Source organism: bacterium, assembly GCA_019912885.1.
Classification (GTDB): domain Bacteria; phylum Lernaellota; class Lernaellaia; order JACKCT01; family JACKCT01; genus JAIOHV01.
Genome location: JAIOHV010000191.1, coordinates 1 through 17,628 on the forward strand (window position 1 = coordinate 1; position 17,628 = coordinate 17,628).

Genomic DNA, 17,628 nt, shown 5'->3' on the forward strand with positions numbered 1-17,628 from the left:
CCCTGGAGCGACTATCCCCACGACAACGACATGCGGACGTGTTTGATTCTTCTTGACAAATTAGCTTTATGGAGCAAAATGCCCATTAGAAATAGACATTATGAACATAAAAGCTAACAATAGGCCAAAAACGCTGGGACCGCAGGCGGCGAGGCTCGTCGCGGAATTGCACGAGCGAGGCCGGACGATTTTCACGCTCGTGGACGTGGAAGCCGTCACGGGTCTTGCGCCCAAATCCGCCCGCAATTTCATGGCATCGCTCGTGACGCGAGGCGTGGCCACGCGCTTGAAGCCTGGCCTGTTCATCCTCGTTCCCTACGAACTGGGGCGGGAGCGCGAGTACCTGGGAAACCCCTACGTCGTGGCGCGGGAACTGGCCGCGGACTCGCGCTATTACATCTCGCACGCCTCGGCGATGGAAATCCACCGAATGACCACGCAGCCGCAACTGGTTGTCTTTACCAGCGCGACCAGGCGAATCCGCGCGCGCAACATCCTCGGAACGGAGTTCCGTTTCGTGCTTTGCCCAAAAACCAGGCTCTTCGGCATCGTCGAGCATTGGATCGAAAAGACCGAAACGATTCGGGTGAGCGACCTTGAGCGTACCGTGATCGACGGGCTCGCTCGCCCGGAATGCTGCGGCGGAATTTCCGAAGTGGCCAAAGGCATGGCCATGCGTCGGGGTGACTTCGACACGCGCAAGCTCGTCGATTATGCCGTCCGGTTCAAGTCGGGGGCGGTGATCCGCAGGCTCGGTTTCCTGCTGGAATTCTTCGAAATGATGAAACCGAACGAAGTCGGTCGCCTGCAAAAGCGTTTAACTAATGCATACGAGGTCCTCGATCCGTTGCTTCCCGACGAGGGACGCCACCTGTCGCGATGGAGATTGCGGTTGAACGTATCACCGGAGGAACTCGAAGCCGTGACGAGAACCTGATCCATGATTCCGCAACGCAATCTTTCGCTCCTGTCCAATCGATTGGCTCGGGGCGGCGGCCGCCGCATCCCCGAATCCGTGCTCGAACGCGACTATTGCCTGGCGTGGTTCCTGTTCGGTCTGTCGCGCACGAACCTGCGGGAGGGCCTTGCATTCAAAGGCGGGACCGCGCTTAAGCGTTGCTGGTTTGGCGATTATCGGTTTTCGGAAGACCTCGACTTTACACTTGTCGAGGAATCTTCCCTCGAATCGATCCTCGCTAAAATGGAAGCCGCATACCGCGAAACGCACCGCGCCTCCGGGATTTCCTTTCGTTTTTCGCGCGCGGATCGAAAGCAGCATGCCAACAGCCAGACGTTCTATCTTGCGTACGAGGGTCCACTTTCCGGGACGGCTCCCAAAGAGGTCAAGGTCGATATCACGATCCGCGAAGAGTTGGTGCGGTCGCTTCTGGATCGCCCGGTGCTTCGCGGTTACGAGGAATATTCGGATCTGCCCACGGATGCCGTCGTTCGCGTGTATTCGCTGGAAGAAATTGCCGCGGAAAAAATCGTGGCGCTCTCCGACCGTGCCCGTAACGAGCCGCGCGATCTGTACGATGCCTGGTTCCTGACGACAAATGGACACGTCGATCTGACGGAACTTCGTCCTGATATCGAACGGAAGATCGTTTTCCGCGGTCGTGCCATGCGAACGCTACAGGCGGATTTTCGGGAGAAAGAGGCGCGCCTGCGGAAGCTCTGGTCCGCGAGGTTGTCGGCTCAGATGATCGACCTGCCGCCGTATGAGAACGTCTTTCGCGCCGTGAGCCGCACCCTGCGAGAGTCCGGGCTGTTCGGAAAATAAGACGTCACAATGAGTTCGAAAACGGCTGAGAACGTCCCGGTCGGGATCGTCGGGACGGACCGTCAACGCCGTCTCCGATCGCGCTCTCCGTTCGCTATCTTGGACCCCTTTAGCATGTGGCGGTTCCGTCGCCGTGCCGATCGATGCGGGTCCTTGTTAGCACGGATGAGGGGCGCGGCGAAGGAGGCGGCGGTGTTTGTTTGATGCTGACCGCTGACGGTCCGCAACAGAGGATCAAGAGATTTGAATCGTCGATTACAACGAAGGACTCGTTGCGCGCGGAAGGGTTTCAAATTGCGCGCGATATTCACGACGAAAAATATCGGACTCAATTTCTCCGAACATTTTTCAATTTTTCCAACAATCAAGCGTCTTCGGCCGTGCGCACGCAACGCACGTCGCCGTTTTCGTAGTCGATGTAGCCGCTATAGACAAAGCCGTAGTTAAACGAGACATACCATGCAAGGGATTCGTCGTCCGTCACTGGCGACGACGACCAGAGCGCGGCTGCCTCTCCTGTCATTTCTTCCGGCCAGTAAGCTCCTCCTTGCCCTGGGCCTTCAAAGTAAGGGCATCCTTGGCACGGATCGTTCCAACAATCCAATTCCGCGCAATCATCGCGCACGCCACAATCGCCGTCCAACTCGGTCGCGTCGCAACCGCGAATCAGTGTGCGCAATTCGCTAATCGATGGCAGACGCCAATCGTCGTAACCGTCGAAGCTCAAATTTTCGCAGTATTCAATTGCTTGTTCCCACGTGAACCATTCATCAGGCGGCGGGTCTTGCCAGGTCAAGTCGTCGAAAAGAATGTCGTCGTCCCCGTCATCGCCGTTGCCGGTATCGTCGTCCTGGTTTCCCACTTCGCCGTCGTCGTCATGATTATCGTCAGCGGTATCGTCATCGCGGTTTTCGTTGTTGGCGTCATCGTCAGCATTCGAATCATCGTCATCGTCACCGCACGAAACCAGGAGGCTAATGGCCGCGAAGAGCGTCGTTGCGAGCGCCAAGACAAATAACTTCCTCATCGATCGCTCCTGTAGCCGGGCATCCGCACGGGAAAAAGGTGCGTCACGACAAGGGGCCTTGCGTCCTTTGTCCTTGGGGTTTCACGTCGATTCGCGCACCTCGCTGTCCAAGGTTCGGGATTCTAGCGCACCGTGGCCTCCTGGTGAAAGTGAAAAATCAGCCGGGAGTGCGCGAACGGAAACGGAATAGTGACTCTCCTGAAACAATTCCCACAGGGCATTTCTCCGCTACGCACGCGCGCGGCTTTCCGCGCGTGCGCCGGTCGAAATGACCGCAATTCATATGGCATACGCGCAAAACGGTTTTTGGTTTGCCACCGCTCATCCGCCGCGATACGATCCGGCCGCTCGAAATTTTCCACGAGGGTTTGGCGATGACGAACGCGCTTTATTCCGCCCTGATTTTTGTGCAGCAGATGGCCGAATCCACGGCGACTCCGACGCCGGAGGATGCGGCGCGCGCCGCCGAATCACCCGCCGTGGAGGGGGCGATTGACGCCGCAACGAGCCCGGCCGCGAAAAGCGCGATCGACGCGGCGACGAGCCCGGCCGCGAAAGAGGCCGCGAAGGGCGCGGCGGGCAAGGCGTCCGAGGCGCTGCCGCAGGACACCGCGGAGATGGCCGGCGCGGCGAAGGAGGAGGTCGTCGGCTTCGTTGGGAAGATCGTCGGGTTTTTCAAATACGATTTTTTCCCGAATCTCTGGATGTGGATGACGCTCGTGTTCATGCTCGTCATCGCGGTGGTGATCTTCGCGGGCATAACGCTTGTCGTGCGTACGATCACGGACCCGATCATCGTGAAGGTGTTCCGCATGGACGAATCGACGAAGATCCCCGCGCTCGTGGGCGGCGTGCTGTCCGTCGTCGTCGCGATCTTCGCGTTCCAGTGGTTCTACGACATGTTCCCGGCGTTGCATCCGCCGATCGCGTTTCTGAAAGCGCGGTTCTGATTTTACCGCAAAGGCGCAAAGGGGAACGCAAAGAACGCAAAGGAATTCTCTTCGCTTTGCGTCTTTGCGAGCTCATTGCGTCTTCGCGGTAAAAAACGGTTCCTCACGCGCACGCGAACCCGCAGCCGCCTCCGTCGTCGTCGTCATCATCGTCGTCCTTCGCGAAATCGTCCGCGTTGGCGGAATCGTCGTCCCCGTCGGAGTCATCGTCCGCGTCGTCGTCATCGCTGCCGTCGTCGAACGCGTCGTCGTCGAAGGCGGAGTCGTCGTCATCCAGGTCGTCATCGAAATCGTCGTCGGTGTCGTCGTCGAGAGATGTGTCGTCATCCGCGTCGTCGTCGGTCGCGTCATCGTCGTCCCCGCCATCGGTCGTCGTCGTCGTGCCCGCGCCGGTCGTCGTCGTGACGTGCGTCGTGGTGGTCGAGCCGTGCGTCGTTGTGGTCGTACCATGCGTCGTCGTGGTGGAGCCGTGCGTCGTGGTGGTGGTGGTCGGCAGGATCACGGCGCCGGAAAGGCGCCAGGCCACGTCGGTCTGGTCGATGTCGAAGTAGTTGTCGAGATCGCCCCAGGAGATCGGCAGGTAGCCCGTTCCGCCGCCCGGGTTCGTGATCTTCGATTCCTCGCCGTGCGCGTTTTCCGTGACGCGCATACCCCACGCGCCGTGGTCGATGTAACTCAGCGTCGGGTAGCAGACCATCCAGTACGTCCCGCGACCGAGAACCGGCGGGGCGTCCGGTTCGAAACGCACGTCGAAGGCGTCGAGAATCGTGACGTGCACGTTGTCGATCGGCCACGTCTCGTGCCAGATGCCCGCGCTGAATCCGGTGGGATAGCCGGCGGGTCGCGACCCGCCGAAGGACGCGTTGTTGTAGATGTGGCAGCTCACCGAGTCCGCGTCCTCGAGAGACGACAGGCCGTGCCATCCGTCGCCGTAGAGCACGACCTCGTCGATGCGCCAAACCTGGCCGGCGGGTACGGCGAAGTCGTCGGCGATGAACGTGTCCATCGAATCGGTGAACTGGTCGTAGTCCTGGCAGGTGTAGGCATCGGTATTCAGGTGGCTTGGCGGCTGATCCAGAAACACCTCCGCCCGCGCGGAACCGCCAACGCACAAAAACACGCACGCCGCGACGCACGCCAGCGCCATCAAAACGCCACGAATCGGCATCACTTTCCCCCGTTTGAACGAGCGGTCAACATGCCACCGATGCGCCCAACGCGCAATGCGCGCCGTGGCGCGGGGCGCGCGCCGGGGGTATTCTGCAACGCGTTCGTGGGAGGGCATGATCGTGAAAAATCGAATCTGGACCTTCGCGGGGCTGTTGACTGTGCTTTTCGCCGCGTTCGCGCTCGCCGGCTGTTCGTGCGGCGATGACGACGACGACGACGATGACGACGCGATCGACGATGACGGGGTTGATGACGACAGCGACGACGATGATACCGCCGGCGGCGATGACGATACGGCGGATGACGACGTGGATGACGACGCCGACGACGACTCGGACGACGATGATACCGGCGATGACGACGCGGCCGACGACGATTCGGGCGACGACGATACGGGCGACGACGACATCGGCGAGACGGATTTCACGACCGATTACCTGTCGCCGCTTTGCGTGGAGTGGGATCAGAACCCGGAGGATCTCGCCGATCCGGTCAACATCCATTGCCTCATCGAGAAAGGCACGTTCAATGCCGATCCCGCGCCGCCCGATGAGATCACGGTTGTGGACTGGAACATCGAACGCGGCCTGCACATCGACGATCTTATCGACGCGTTCACGAATGACCCGGAACTATCCGAGGCGGATGTGCTGCTCGTGCAGGAGGTCGACCGCTACTGCACGCGCACGAGCGATCGCCACATCGCGCGCGAGCTGGCCGAGGCGCTGGCCATGGATTACGTGTACGCGGTCGAGTTTGTGGAGCTGAACCAGAATCGCGGCGAGCACGGCAATGCGATTTTGTCGCGCTATCCGATCGTCGCGCAGCGACAGTTGCGGCACACGGATTTCGAGCTCTGGTCGATGGACGCGGGCGAGCCGCGGCTCGGCGGGCGCATCGCGATCCAGGCCGAGGTCGATTTCGGCGACCGCGTGGTGCAGTTCGAATCGGCGCACCACATGAGCAAGGTGCTCTACTACTTCCAGGGGCACCAGGCGCAGGCCGAGGAATCGATGGCGCTGCTTGGCGGCTTCGACGGGCCGACGATCTGGGGCGGCGACCTGAACACGGGGCTGTATTTTCTGCTGACGGCCGAACCGGCGATCACCCTGATCCTCGAAGCCGGCTGGCAGGACGCGCACGCCGCCATTCCGCATTGGGACCGCGTGACGCACCCCAACGACGTTTGGCTCGCCAACGGCACGCTCGACTGGATTTTTTACGACGGCGTGACGCTCGTCGATTCGAAAATCCTGAACGCGCCGCCGTACGACGAACTTTCGGATCACTACGGGCTGATCGCGCGGTTTGAATGAGGGGGGACGGCGCTGTGCAAATGGAAACGAAAACGAATCACGGTCGAGGAGCTTATGTTGAACGTCGCCGCCGTCATTGCAGAGGTCGAGAGCGGTGTGCGCGTTGTCATTACGCGTGACGGCCGGGGCATCGTGGAAATGGTCCCGGTTCCAAAGAAAGAGCGATCCGACGAGATCGCCGCATGCCAGTAGGGCGGATTGCAGCCTCGTCACGAAAGCGGGATTTTTGACTTAATTCTGCTCAATAGATAGACTAGTCTTAGACTGGTTTGGGGGATCGCCATGAAAACCGTCAGTGCTTACGATGCGAAAACGCATTTCTCCAAATTGCTTCGAGCGGTGAAAGAAGGCGAGAGGTTCGTCATCACGGTCCACGGGACGGAGGTCGCGACGCTGGCGCCGGTGGAGCAACGCACGGAACGCTCCTTCGACGAGGTTGTCGCCGACATTTTGGAATTTCGAAAAACCCACTCACTTAAAGGGCTGAACGTCAAGGAACTCGCAGCGGAAGGTCGCGACTAAATGGCCGCGAGTTTTGTCCTTGATAACTCCGTCGCTATCGCGTGGTTTTTCGAGGAGCAAACGTTCGCGTACGCGAACAAGGTGATGCAGCGCCTTCGAAACGAATCCGCTATAGTCCCGCCGGTTTGGCCGCTTGAGTTTTCGAATACGCTCCTCAGCGCCGAACGTCGCAAGCGCCTCTCGCGTGCCGATTCCATGAGGATCGCCTGGGACGTGCGCAGCCTGAATATCGAGATTGCGCCGATGTTTCCGCACGACGTTTTTGGCGATGTCGCGACGATCGCGCGCGAACGGGGATTGAGCGTCTACGACGCGTCGTACTTGCATCTGTCGATGCAACTGTCGTTGCCGATCGCCACCCTCGACAAACAGCTTCGCCGCGCCGCGGCGGCGATGGATGTCCAAATCCTCGACGCCTGATCCGGCGTTGACATCCAACGGCGCTTCCATTACATAAACGCACCCCGACGGGGGACCGGCGGGCCAGCGGGGTAATCGTCGAAAACGCGCGGAAAATCGCGCGATTTTCTGCAATACGAGGCCGAGGCGATCGCGGGCGGGCCGCCCGCAGCCGATTCGACCACGCGAAACCCACGACGAGCCTTGTGCGACAGGTCGCGCGACGGCCGTTTTTTGGCGTGCCCGGCGCGCCGACTTGCGAAGAGGGAAGAGCCATGAAGCGCACGTATCAGCCCGGCAACCTTACGAAGGTCCGTACGCACGGATTCCGCAAGCGCATGAGCACGCGCTGGGGCCGCGATGTGCTGAAGCGGCGCCGCCGGCGTGGACGCAAGCGGCTCGCGCCGTCGTACACGACGAAGTAAGCGATGAGCGGCGGCGAGCCGCGCTCGTTCGCGTTTCCGAAGTCGTCGCGTCTGCTCAATCGCGGCGATTTTCGCCGCGTCGGCCGGCGCGGACGGCGCATCGTGGCGGGCCCGCTGGTTTTTCAGGTCGATCGAGGTAAACCCGGGACGGTGCGTCTCGGGATCACGGCGGCCAGGCAATCGGGCGATTCGGTTCGCCGCAATCGCGCCAAGCGGCTTGTCCGCGAGTGCTTCCGCCGCAGGCGAAGCGAGATCGCCCCGGGGTACGACGTCGTGATCGTGATCCGCGACGCGGCCGCGTGCGCCGTCCTAATAGACGTGGAGTCGTGTTTTGACCGCTTCTTGCGCAGCCAGCCCTTCGATCGCGCGCAAAAGCCCGCTCGCCCTCGCCGCGCTCGCCGTTCTGACGATGTATAAACGACTCGTCTCTCCGTTTTTGCCGCCCGCGTGCCGTTTCACGCCGACGTGCTCGGAATACGCCGCGGAATGCTTCCGCACGCTGCCGTTTTTCCGCGCGCTCGGACTATCGCTTCGCCGCCTTACGCGCTGCCGTCCCGGCGGCGGGCACGGCGCGGACTTCCCGCCGACCGCGTAGAGGGATCATGGACCGCGATTTCATCATCGGCATGGTGCTGATTTTCGTCATTCTCTTCGCGTGGCAGACGTTCGCGCCCAAGCCCGAAAAGCCCGAAGAGCCGGTCGACGCGGGCCCGGTCACCGACGCCGAGGTCGTCGCCGCTCCGGGCGCCGCGACACCCACCGCGACACCGGAGGCGATCGCCGCCGCACCGCCCGAATCGACCGCGGACGGCGATGCGGCGCCCGCGGCGACGGCGCCGTCAGTCGGCGTGTTGCCGCCGGTCGTCATCGAGACGGAGGATTTCCGTGCCGAATTGACGAACGTCGGCGGACGTGTGCGTTCGTTCCGCCTGAAAAAGTTCATGGACAAGGCCGGCGACGACGGGCAGCCCGTGGAGATGGTTTCAATGCCCGGATCGGGCCTCTATCCGATGGCGACGTATTGGGTCGGCTCGGGGCCCGCGATGTCAGGCTTTGAGAACTACGAGATTGTCGACAAGGGCGAGTTGAGCGTCACCTTCGCGCGAACGGGCGCCAACGGATTCCACGTCGCGAAGCTGTATGAGGCGAGCCCGAACAACTACAAGCTCACGCTGACCGTCACCGTCACGGCGCCGGCGGACGCGGGCGCGCAAGGCCGGCTTTCGATCACCGACTATCACGAGATGGTCGTCGCCAAGGGTGGGCTTTTTTCACCGAACCTGAACATCGTGTCGCACCTGGCGTTTGTCGGCGGCGATCTCGAGCGCGAGCCGATGGAAAAGGCGCCGGGCACGACGTATCCGAGCCGCGTCATCTGGGCCGGGTTTGAGAGCACGTATTTCCTTTCAGCGATCGCGCCGTCGGTCAGCGAAAACACGCAAGCGCAGGCGCTCGCGCCGAAAAACGCCGGCGAGCCGGTGCCGTCGGTCATCACCATGCCGGAGGCGACGATCCCGGCGGGTGGTACGGCGAGCTTCGAGTTCACGGGCTATTTCGGGCCGAAATCCGAGGAGCCGCTTTTCGCCGCGGGGCACAGCTTCGATCAGGCGCTCGATTTCGGATGGTTCACGGCGATCTCCAAGATTCTCGTGCGCGTCTTGCAGGCGTTCCATCGCTGGACGGGCAACTGGGGCGTGGCGATCATCATCGTGACATTCATCATCAAGACGTTGCTCTTGCCGCTGACGCAGAAGTCGTACAAGTCGATGAAGGAAATGTCGTCGCTTCAGCCGGAGATGGCGGCGCTGCGCGAAAAATACAAGGACAATCGCGAGAAGCTGAACGCGGAGATGATGAATCTCTACAAGGTGCACAAGATCAACCCGGCCGCCGGCTGCATTCCGCTTCTGATCCAGCTTCCGATCTTCCTCGCGTTCTACCGAGCGCTGTACGGCACGATCGAGCTTCGCCATTCGCCGTTCGTGTTGTGGATCCACGACCTGTCCGCGCCCGATCCGTTCTACGTGCTGCCGATCATCATGGGGGTCACCATGCTGGTGACGCAGCTCCTGACGCCGACGTCCGCGGACCCGATGCAGCAGAAGATCATGCTGGCGATGCCCGTCATTTTCACGGTCATGTTCCTCTCCTTCCCCGCTGGGCTTGTGCTTTACTGGCTCGTCAACAACATCCTGACGATCTTCCAGCAGATGTACCTGCGCCGCCACGATCCCAAAAAACCGCCCGTGCCGCCGAAGGCGGCGGAAGCGGCGGCGTAGTGGCGCCTGTATTGAAAAAAAGAACGACCGACGGTCATGCGGCGTTGAGTACCTTGGCGAATACGTCGGGCTGCGACCAATGGGCAACGGTTGAGAGTTGTTCGGCGAGCCTGAAGTCCTCGTCACTCCAAATGTCGAGCGAATCGTCGAATAGCGACACAAACTGCAGAGCTTCGGGTCCGGCCGCCAGATGGTTCAGATCGAAAAAAGCGGTGTGAACGTGGTTGACGATGGAACGTGCCGCCGACTTGCTGCCGGTGCTCAAAACATAAACCAACGAGCTGCGACGGGGCGCTCGAACATGGAAATCCGGCGTCCAGATTTTCCCTGAGCGTCCCGCCAGCTTTTCACCGCGTTCGAAGCGCAGTTCACGTTCCAGAAAAAAATCCGCGACTTCATCGGCCATTGACTCCACGCTTCTCGTTCGAAACGTGAACCACAAATCCGAAATTCTCAGAGCCGCCTGCGCGACTCGCGTGACGACGGTTGCAAGATCCGCAACGTCTCGAGATCGGGCCACCACCATGCCGCGAAAAAACTCGACACCGTGCGTCTGACAAGTATCCTCGATGAGCGCATGCTGTTTCGGCGATCGTCTTGTCGATACGGACTGCATGCGGAGCCAGCGGGTCGTTTCTCCCAAGTCCGTAACAAGGACGAGATCGCCTTGAGGCTTGAAAAACACATCGATGTTGTCGCCGTCCGGATAGAGAAACGGTGTGCGGACTCGCTGGTATTCGCCGTGTTGCGTACGCGTGAAAAGCGAACCCAGGCCTTCAAAAAAAGCGCGGTCGATTTCCATCGTGCTCATGTAAGGAGATCTCCCTGAAGCGGTGGCGGCACGGCCAATTTCCCTGAGTGCGCGAGACTCGCTTCCGCGCAGAATTCTTTCCAAACACCCACCGGATCCGAAGCCGGTTTGGTGATATCGATTGGCGCATAAGCCCACTTATCACGTGTCGACGTTCGCCAGACATGTTTGTGCAATTCTCCGGTTTGCGTGCATTCGGGATTGTGGTGGTCCTTTCCCAAGTCGAGCCCGTAAATCCTGCCGTCGGTTTTCAGGATGAGCGTAAAGGTCAGCGCACAAATCGCGCGATTGAAGCTCCCGCGCACAAAAAGAGGCCAACCCATGTCCGACACGACTTCCGCGCGAAACTCGACGCTTGCCGAATGATCTTCGTCCTCCTGCCACACGATATCGCCGCGAATGACCTTCGACGCATCACTCAGGATTACCTCGAATTCCGCGTCGCTCAATGGCATGACGGACCTCCTGCATCCGGATTATCGACGCAATGACCGCCTACGTCGAGCCTCGGCACACTCTCGATCAGCGTGCGCGCGTAGGTGTGCGTCGGCGTCGAGAGCACCGCGCGCGTTTCGCCGGTCTCGACGATCTCGCCCTCGCGCATGACGGCGACGCGCGTGCAAAGCGCACCGACGACGCGGATGTCATGCGTGATGAAGAGCATGGAAAGGTGGCGCGTGGCGCGCAGGCGATCGAGCAGTTCCAGAACCTGCGCCTGAATCGACACGTCAAGCGACGCGACCGGCTCGTCGGCGATGAGAAGCTCCGGGTCGAGCGCGAGCGCGCGGGCGATCATGACGCGCTGGCGCTGCCCGCCGGAGAGTTCGTGCGGGTAGCGCCGCGCGAGATCCGGCGATAGGCCGACTTCCGCGAGCAGGCGCGTGACGGTGTCGGCGCGTTCGGCGCGGGTGGCGATGCCGTGGATCACAAGCGGTTCGGCGATCGCGTCGCCCGCGCGCATGCGGGGCGAGAGCGCGCTGCCGGCGTCCTGAAACACGATCTGCATGCGCCGGCGCGCGATCTTCCATTCGGCGCGCGTGGCGGGCCACGGCTCGCCGAAAAGGGTCGCGGTATCGAACGACGCGGGCGCAAGGCCCATCAGCGCCTTGGCGATACTCGATTTACCGGAGCCCGACTCGCCGATGAGGCCGAAGGTCTCACCGCGCGCGACGCCAAGATCGACGCCGCGCACCGCGCGGACGATCTGCCCGCGCCGCTCGTAGGAGACGCGCAGGTTTTTGATCGCGAGGGCGCGGGCGGAAGACACGTCCGCGATCATAGGGCGATTTTTTTAGGCGGAACACAGAGGGCACGGAGAAGACGCAGAGGACGCGGAGAATTTGTACCGTCCGAGCCACAAACGGAGCCGCGCCGCGATAGCGGGGCGACGGAGTGCGCGGGGCACGCGGTCGCCCGCGGTTGGCGGTCGAATCCATCAAAGCAGGTGAGGACACCTGCGGTCCCGGGGTGTTGCCGCCGCGGAAAGACGCGCGCGTGGTATTTGTTGGTGCCTCGGGAAGACGTGTTTTGTAAAAGCAGGTGAGGACACCTGCGGTCCCGGGGTGTTGCCGCCGCGGAAAGACGCGCGCGTGGTATTTGTTGGCGCCTCGGGAAGACGTGTTTTATCGAAGCAGGTGAGGACACCTGCGGTCCCGGGGAGCGGCCGTCGCGGAAAGACGCGAGCACGGTATTTGTTGGCGCCTCGGGAAGACGTGTTTTGTCGAAGCAGGTGAGGACGCCGGCATTGGCTGCGATGACCTTCCAGTCTTCCAGCCTTCCCGTCTTTCCGCCTCTTTCTAATGCTCGATCTGAAAGTTCTGGCCGTCGTGCGTGAGGTGGACGGGTTTTTCCTGGAGGTTTGTCTCGATGACGACCTTGGCGCCCCAGAGGTTTTGCACGTAGCCGAGCGTGCGTTCGGCGTGTTGCAGATCGAGCTCGCGGCCGTCGAATTCGTGGCGTAGCAACAGCCGCCGGTCGCCGGACATCGCCGCGTCGATCACGCGGATGAGCGGGATACGGCCCATGCCGACGTTGCGGAGCAGCTCGTCGCGCACGTGTTTCCAGCCATCGGGGTCCGAGACCTCCGTCACCTCGCGGCGGTGGCCCATCTGCTGGTGCACGAACATGTCGAAATCACGCATCAGTTCCTCGGTCAGGAAGCGGCGCAGGAAGCTCGAGTCGCGGTCTTCCTCGCGGACGGCAAAGATCTTCTCCATGCCGCCGCCGGATTCGCCTCCGAACGCGTTGAAGATGTGATGGAAGAGCTTGAAGCCGAGGTGATACGGATTCAGCCCGCCGGGATGCGCGCGGACGACCTGGTTGTGATGCACGAGAAATTCCATGTGCAGGCCCGCCGGCATCTCGAGCGCGTTCAGGATGCGGTGATGCCAGAACGACGCCCACCCCTCGTTCATGATCTTGGTTTCCATCTGCGGCAGGAAGTAGCACGCCTCTTCGTGGACGATGGTGAGCAGGTCCTTTTCCCATTCGTGCAGGCGCGTGTGGTAATCGCGCAGGAAAAGCAGCAGGTCGGCGTCGGGCTCAAGCGGAATTTTTTGCAGATCGGGCGCCACGTATTCCTCGTGCGGGCGGATCGGCGTGAAGCGGTCCTCGCGCGGGAGGCTCTCCTCGAAAACGCGCCGCTCCTGTTCCTTGCGGGTCGGGCGACGCACGAGCCGGTTGCGGTCGATGTTGAATTGCAGCGCGTGCGCCGCGTCGAGGATGCGCTCGACGCGGGCCGGGCCGATTGACGGGTCTTCCATGTACGCGCGGACGCGCTGGGCGCGCGCCTTGGCGTCGGAGGTCGTCAGCTCCGGTCGCGTGTCGGCAAAAAAGCGATTGTTCTTGAAGAAGTCGTCGTGCGCGTAAACGTGCGCGATCGTGAGGATCTGCAGGGTCAGCGAGTTGTCGCGCATGAGGTAGGCGAGACACGGATCGGAGTTGATGACCATCTCGTACGGCAGGCCGGACAAGCCCTTGTCGTAGAGGGTGCGGGTGCGTTCGAAGCCTTTTCCGTAGGACCAGTGGGGGTAGTGCGCGGGCATGCCCGAATAGGTGATGTAGCCGAGCATCTGGTCGTGGTCGCAGATTTCGAAGTCGATCGGGAAGAAATTGAGCCCCATCTCCGCGGCGATGTGCTCGATGCGGTCGTTCCACTCCTCCAAATCGCTCATCGTGTATCCGCCGGGGAAGTGCATGTCATTCATGGACATCCTCCGTCCGGTCGGATTCCTTGGCGAGCATCTTCATGAACTGCGGCCAGACGTCGTCGCGGCCGGTGATGTGCACGAGCGCGAAGTTTTCCTTTTTGACTTCGCGCAGCTTGTGGAACATCGATCCCGCGCGCGGCGCGCCGCCGGAGGGGTTGATCTCGCCGTAGCCGAACAGGTTGCAACACTCGCACAGCTTGTTCGCGGCCTCGATGGCGCGCGGGTCATCCTCGGGCCAGTTGTCGCCGTCGGAGCAGTGGAACGCGTAGATATTCCAGAGCGACGGATGATAACGGTCCTCGATGATGGCGAGCGCCTTGTTGTAGCCGGAGCTGATGAACGTGCCGCCGGACTCGCCCTTGTGGAAGAACTCGTCCTCGTCGACCTCCCTGGCCTCGGTGGTGTGCGCGACGAACACCACCTGCACGTTGGGGTAGCGCGTCATGACGAAGCGGTGCAGCAGGAAGAAAAAGCTGCGCGCGAGGTATTTCTTGACGGTGCTCATGGAGCCGGAGGTATCCATGATGCACATCACGACCGCGTTCGCCTGCTTTTCCTCGGTCTCGACGGGATGGCGGTAACGCAGGTCCTCGTTGAAGAACGGGAAGGGTTCGCCGGGATCGCCCTCGGGCAGATCGGCGCGGCCCTTGCCGGCGGCCATGCGGCGGCGCACGCGGACGCGGGCGGTCTTGCGTTTGTCGAGGCGCGCGACGATGCCCTTTCGCCGATGCCCCTTGGTCTTGCGCCGGCGCCAGGACTCGATGTCGGCGAGTTTGCGTTTTTCCATGTCGGGCAGCTCGATGTCCTCGAACATGAGGTTCACCAGCTCGTCGATCGTGACCTCGGTTTCGTAGATGTCGTCGCCTGGCGCGTCGCCGGCCTTGTCGGGCAGGCCGGCCATGGGGCCCTGGCCGGGCTCGACAACCTGGCCGCGGCGGACGTTGCCGTCGCCGCCGGCCACGCCGGGCGCGTTGTCGCCGTAAACGAACTTGTATTCCTTGATCCCGCGGATGGGGACCTTGACGGTGCGGTCGCCGGATCGCGTGATGATCGCCTCTTCCGAGAGGATTTCGGCGATGTTTTCCTTGATCGCTTCCTTGACCTTCTCGCGGTGTCGGAGGCGGTCCCTCGCGGAGCGATCACCGCGCGTGTCCGCGGATTCGTGCATCCGGAACTCGGCCATGATCAGTCCTTCCAGAGGTTGTTCGCCGCGTATTTCAGAACCACGTCCACGCACTGCGGGCAGTAGCCTTCGGCAATGAGCGTCTCCACCATCTGGTTGTATTTCTGCATCTGCTCCTGATCGCGGGTCCGGGCCTTGGTGATGACGCGCGAAAGGTTGCGGACACTCGACATGAGCTTCAGCTCGATGGCCTCCTTGAGCGGCTCGTAGCTTGCGTAGGAGACCTGGTCGTTGCGGCGCATGGCGCTCCACAGGAAGGAGATGACCTCCTGGCGGAAGCCCTCGGCCGCGGTGCCGGAGATGCCGATCTGCTCCTCGATCGAGGCCATGAACTTGAGGTCGGGCTCGAGGCCCTCCTTCGTGTTGCGGTCGATGACCCTTGTGCGGTTGACGTACGCCTCGGCGTGGTCGAGATAGTTCTGGAAAAGGCTCTCGGCCTGTTCCTGATAGCTGTAGACGAACGCCTTGGTGATCTCCTTTTCGAGCGTCTTCAGATATTCCTTGTGCACGGTGTCGCGGATGTATTCGAGGAACTGCTTGCGGTTGTCCTCGGCCATGTCCGCTTTCTTTATCATCTGGACGAGCGATTCCATCACGTAAATGGGGTTGATGCACTGTCCGTCCATGTTGTCGGAAAGGGCGTTGTCGAGCGCTTTCATGATGAAGCGCGTGGAGATGCCGTCCATGCCCTCGTTGGGGCCGGCTTCCTCGCGCAGCTCGTCGACGGTGACCTTCTTGGTCTGGCCGGCCTCGACGACCTCCTCGCCGTTGTAGATGCGCAGCTTGGTGATGAGATCGACCTTTTCCGTCGGCGAAAGGCGCGTGAGGATCGAAAACATCGACGCCACCTCAAGCGTGTGCGGGGCAATGTGCGCCTTGAACGAGGATTGCCGGATGATCTTGCGGTAGATTTTCACCTCCTCGGACAGCTCCAGGTTGTACGGCACGCGCACCACGACGATGCGGTCGAGGATCGCCTCGTTGGTGTGGTCGGACTTGAATTTCTTCCACTCCGCCTCGTTGCTGTGCGCCACGATGCAGGTGTCGATGTAGATCATGCCGTGGCGGCCGGGGGCGGGGATCATTTTTTCCTGCGTCGCGGTGATCATGGCGTGCAGGTATTCCGTCTCGTTCTTGAAGACCTCGATGAACTCCACCATGCCGCGGTTGCCGGCGTTCAACGCGCCGTTCAGATCGAGCACGCGCGGGTCGCCTTCGCCGTAGCGGTCGAGCTTGGAGATGTCCTCCGAGCCGATCAGTACGGAGGTGTCCTGGTTATTCGGATCGACCGGCGGAACGACGCCGATGCCGACGCGGCGCCGCTTGCTGAAATTGATGCGGTGAACGGGGAACTTTTCGTATTCGCCCTTGAACTCTTCCTTCACGCGCCAGCGGCAGTAGGGGCAAAGATCGCCCTCGATGGGCATGCCGAGCATCTCGGAAAAGCGGGCGCGCATATGCCGGGGCACGAGGTGCAGCGGGTCTTCCTGCATCGGGCAGCCGTCGATCGCGAAGAAGGGCGGCATGTCCTCGAGACCCTGCTTGATGCGCTCGACCAGCGAGCTTTTCCCGGAGCCGACCGGGCCGACAAGGTAGAGCACCTGGCGGCTTTCCTCACCCTTGAGCGAGGCGGAGCGGAAGTAGCGGACGATCTCGTTGATCGTGCGCTCCATGCCGAAAAAGGAGTCCTCGAAAAACGGGTAGACCTTGACGTTTTCGTTCTTGAACAGGCGCTTGGTGCGCGGGTTTTCCGTCTCGAGGACGTCGTGCGCGCCGGGCATCATGATCATGTGGAACAGGCGCGCGTGCGATAGATCCGCGATCGTGGGATCGTTCTTGACCATGTCCAGATAGTCGAGGAAGGTTCCGCGCCAGGCCTCCTTTTGCCTGGAATCGCGCGCTTCGGTGATGAGATCCTGGAAGCTTTTTTCCTGCGGCGGCTCGACGGCTTTCAGTTCGCGCTTCGACTTGGACTCGTTGACACCCATGGGACCTCCCTGATGTTTCCGGCCTCGTCCCCCCTTCGCCAATTCGCGGCTCCCGCCAATGCGAGTATAGCAGAGGGCCGGCAGAATTTTATGCAAAAGCAGCGCCAAGCCGGGGGCCGCTGACGTTCTCCGGATTTTTCCCCTTTGTACTCAAGGGGTTGGGCGATTTGGGCCACCGCAACCGGCGTCGATCGCCCGGACGGGTCCGGCGAAGGGGCGACGAAATTCTGCAAATTCGGCAAATTTTTAACGGTGCATCGTCGGCGTTGCGTCGCCATCGTTCATAAGACCCCCGATTATGCGCATGGGTTGCGTCGGGGTGTGGCGACCGTCACGGGGAGGGGTAGGGAATCGCGGAATCCCAATTCTCACGTGGAGACGCCAAGAAACCCAGAGTCCCAGGGTGTCGCCGGGCGCGCTGCCGGATTCGGTGAATCAAAAAACGGGCGCGACCTTCGCCGCGCCCGCCTTCATCGTGCATTCGCCCTGACCGTCAAAAGCCAGCGCGCCATCAACGCGCCGGTGGCGCGCTTTGATCAACAGCCGCAGCAGCCATCGTCGTCGTC

The 17,628-nt window shown here is 61.6% G+C and carries 19 protein-coding genes; 11 read left to right on the forward strand and 8 right to left on the reverse strand.

Annotated features, from left to right (window positions below; translation table 11 throughout):
* The first annotated feature begins 100 nt into the window (after window positions 1-100).
* Window positions 101-937: a transcriptional regulator gene (locus K8I61_16825; protein MBZ0273705.1), complete on the forward strand. Its 837-nt coding sequence runs from the start codon at window positions 101-103 to the stop codon at window positions 935-937.
* Between the two features lie 3 nt (window positions 938-940).
* On the forward strand, window positions 941-1,783 hold the full coding sequence (locus K8I61_16830) for a nucleotidyl transferase AbiEii/AbiGii toxin family protein (protein MBZ0273706.1): 843 nt from the start codon (window positions 941-943) through the stop codon (window positions 1,781-1,783).
* Between the two features lie 364 nt (window positions 1,784-2,147).
* On the opposite strand, the gene K8I61_16835 is transcribed toward K8I61_16830, so the two are convergent.
* A complete protein-coding gene (locus tag K8I61_16835) occupies window positions 2,148-2,810 on the reverse strand; it encodes a DUF1566 domain-containing protein (GenBank protein ID MBZ0273707.1) in 663 nt (220 codons plus the stop codon).
* Between the two features lie 374 nt (window positions 2,811-3,184).
* Between K8I61_16835 and K8I61_16840 the strand changes: the two genes are divergently transcribed.
* Window positions 3,185-3,760 (forward strand): hypothetical protein, encoded by a 576-nt coding sequence (locus K8I61_16840; GenBank protein ID MBZ0273708.1) that lies wholly within the window; start codon window positions 3,185-3,187, stop codon window positions 3,758-3,760.
* A 103-nt stretch (window positions 3,761-3,863) separates the two neighbouring features.
* On the opposite strand, the gene K8I61_16845 is transcribed toward K8I61_16840, so the two are convergent.
* On the reverse strand, window positions 3,864-4,928 hold the full coding sequence (locus K8I61_16845; GenBank protein ID MBZ0273709.1) for a hypothetical protein: 1,065 nt from the start codon (window positions 4,926-4,928) through the stop codon (window positions 3,864-3,866).
* Window positions 4,929-5,049: 121 nt separating this feature from the next.
* Between K8I61_16845 and K8I61_16850 the strand changes: the two genes are divergently transcribed.
* From K8I61_16850 to yidC, 8 genes are all read left to right on the forward strand, one after another.
* A complete protein-coding gene (locus tag K8I61_16850; protein MBZ0273710.1) occupies window positions 5,050-6,246 on the forward strand; it encodes an endonuclease/exonuclease/phosphatase family protein in 1,197 nt (398 codons plus the stop codon).
* 54 nt (window positions 6,247-6,300) lie between these two features.
* The gene (locus tag K8I61_16855) at window positions 6,301-6,438 is read left to right on the forward strand and encodes a hypothetical protein (protein MBZ0273711.1); all 138 of its coding nucleotides are present in this window, start codon (window positions 6,301-6,303) and stop codon (window positions 6,436-6,438) included.
* 90 nt (window positions 6,439-6,528) lie between these two features.
* Entirely contained in the window at window positions 6,529-6,768 is a 240-nt protein-coding gene (locus K8I61_16860; protein MBZ0273712.1) for a type II toxin-antitoxin system prevent-host-death family antitoxin, read from the forward strand.
* A complete protein-coding gene (locus tag K8I61_16865; GenBank protein MBZ0273713.1) occupies window positions 6,769-7,188 on the forward strand; it encodes a type II toxin-antitoxin system VapC family toxin in 420 nt (139 codons plus the stop codon).
* A gap of 254 nt (window positions 7,189-7,442) precedes the next feature.
* Window positions 7,443-7,592 (forward strand): 50S ribosomal protein L34, encoded by a 150-nt coding sequence (gene rpmH / locus K8I61_16870; protein MBZ0273714.1) that lies wholly within the window; start codon window positions 7,443-7,445, stop codon window positions 7,590-7,592.
* 3 nt (window positions 7,593-7,595) lie between these two features.
* On the forward strand, window positions 7,596-8,009 hold the full coding sequence (gene rnpA / locus K8I61_16875) for a ribonuclease P protein component (protein ID MBZ0273715.1): 414 nt from the start codon (window positions 7,596-7,598) through the stop codon (window positions 8,007-8,009).
* A complete protein-coding gene (gene yidD, locus K8I61_16880) occupies window positions 8,002-8,187 on the forward strand; it encodes a membrane protein insertion efficiency factor YidD (protein ID MBZ0273716.1) in 186 nt (61 codons plus the stop codon). The genes rnpA and yidD overlap by 8 nt, the downstream gene beginning before the upstream one ends.
* Before the next feature lie 7 nt (window positions 8,188-8,194).
* Complete coding sequence (gene yidC, locus K8I61_16885; protein ID MBZ0273717.1) at window positions 8,195-9,871, forward strand: membrane protein insertase YidC; 1,677 nt, start codon at window positions 8,195-8,197, stop codon at window positions 9,869-9,871.
* A 34-nt stretch (window positions 9,872-9,905) separates the two neighbouring features.
* Here the strand turns inward: yidC and K8I61_16890 are convergent, their stop codons facing one another.
* The 6 genes from K8I61_16890 to K8I61_16915 all read right to left on the reverse strand — a co-directional run bounded on the left by K8I61_16890 (window position 9,906) and on the right by K8I61_16915 (window position 17,062).
* Window positions 9,906-10,682 (reverse strand): DUF1828 domain-containing protein, encoded by a 777-nt coding sequence (locus K8I61_16890; GenBank protein ID MBZ0273718.1) that lies wholly within the window; start codon window positions 10,680-10,682, stop codon window positions 9,906-9,908.
* On the reverse strand, window positions 10,679-11,137 hold the full coding sequence (locus K8I61_16895; GenBank protein MBZ0273719.1) for a hypothetical protein: 459 nt from the start codon (window positions 11,135-11,137) through the stop codon (window positions 10,679-10,681). The genes K8I61_16890 and K8I61_16895 overlap by 4 nt, the downstream gene beginning before the upstream one ends.
* A complete protein-coding gene (locus K8I61_16900) occupies window positions 11,128-11,949 on the reverse strand; it encodes an ATP-binding cassette domain-containing protein (protein MBZ0273720.1) in 822 nt (273 codons plus the stop codon). The genes K8I61_16895 and K8I61_16900 overlap by 10 nt, the downstream gene beginning before the upstream one ends.
* 529 nt (window positions 11,950-12,478) lie before the next feature.
* A complete protein-coding gene (locus K8I61_16905; protein MBZ0273721.1) occupies window positions 12,479-13,879 on the reverse strand; it encodes a SpoVR family protein in 1,401 nt (466 codons plus the stop codon).
* 1 nt (window position 13,880) lies between these two features.
* Window positions 13,881-15,074, reverse strand: coding sequence for a DUF444 family protein (locus tag K8I61_16910; protein ID MBZ0273722.1), 1,194 nt, complete (start codon window positions 15,072-15,074; stop codon window positions 13,881-13,883).
* Between the two features lie 2 nt (window positions 15,075-15,076).
* Window positions 15,077-17,062, reverse strand: a complete 1,986-nt coding sequence (locus K8I61_16915) for a serine protein kinase (protein ID MBZ0273723.1) — start codon at window positions 17,060-17,062, stop codon at window positions 15,077-15,079.
* Window positions 17,063-17,628 lie beyond the last annotated feature (566 nt).